This is a genomic window from Vibrio sp. 1978, from assembly GCF_033344345.1.
In genome coordinates this window covers 1-722 of the sequence record NZ_JAWPOP010000434.1, presented here as the reverse complement: position 1 = coordinate 722, position 722 = coordinate 1, and the positions used below count along the sequence as shown (strand labels likewise).

The following is a 722-nucleotide window of genomic DNA, read 5'->3' as shown; positions in this document are numbered from 1 at the left end:
CGGCTTGTATATCGGTTTGAAGCAAATAGTTTAAAAAAGAGCGGTTTGATGCCGCTCTTTTTTCGATTAATTTAATCTTCGTTAGTAGACGATATTTTATGAATCGCTAAATCCGCACCATTAAACTCGTCTTCTTCTGAAAGCCTTAAACCTGTTAGAGCGTTAATTGCGCCATAGACTACAAGAGCGCCTAAAACCGCAATGGAAATGCCAAGAAATGTCCCTAAAACTTGAACCGCGAAACTAACACCGCCCATTCCACCAAATCCACTTTGACCAAAAACTCCTGCAGCGATCCCGCCCCAAGCACCACATACTCCATGCAAAGGCCACACACCCAGTACGTCATCGATTTTGGTTCGGTTTTGCAGGTATGTAAACAGATACACAAACAAAACCCCAGCAACGGCACCTGTCACTAATGCACCAAGCGGATGCATTAAATCTGACCCCGCGCAAACCGCAACCAAACCGGCCAAAGGGCCATTGTGAATAAAGCCAGGGTCATTTTTACCCGCAAGTAATGAAGCTACGATACCTCCAACCATTGCCATCAACGAGTTCATCGCCACTAAGCCACTGATTCCAGAAAGAGTTTGAGCGGACATAACGTTGAAACCAAACCAACCAACACAGAGAATCCAAGCCCCAAGTGCCAAAAATGGGATATTAGATGGAGCGAAGTTCGTATGCTTTCCTGCGCGGATACGACCTCTACGCAT

General features: G+C 45.7%; 1 protein-coding gene. It reads right to left on the bottom strand.

Annotation, left to right across the window (positions count from 1 at the left end):
- Positions 1 to 71: 71 nt before the first annotated feature.
- On the bottom strand, positions 72 to 722 hold a 651-nt coding region (locus R8N49_RS27080), incomplete at its 5' end, for an ammonium transporter (RefSeq protein ID WP_412034919.1).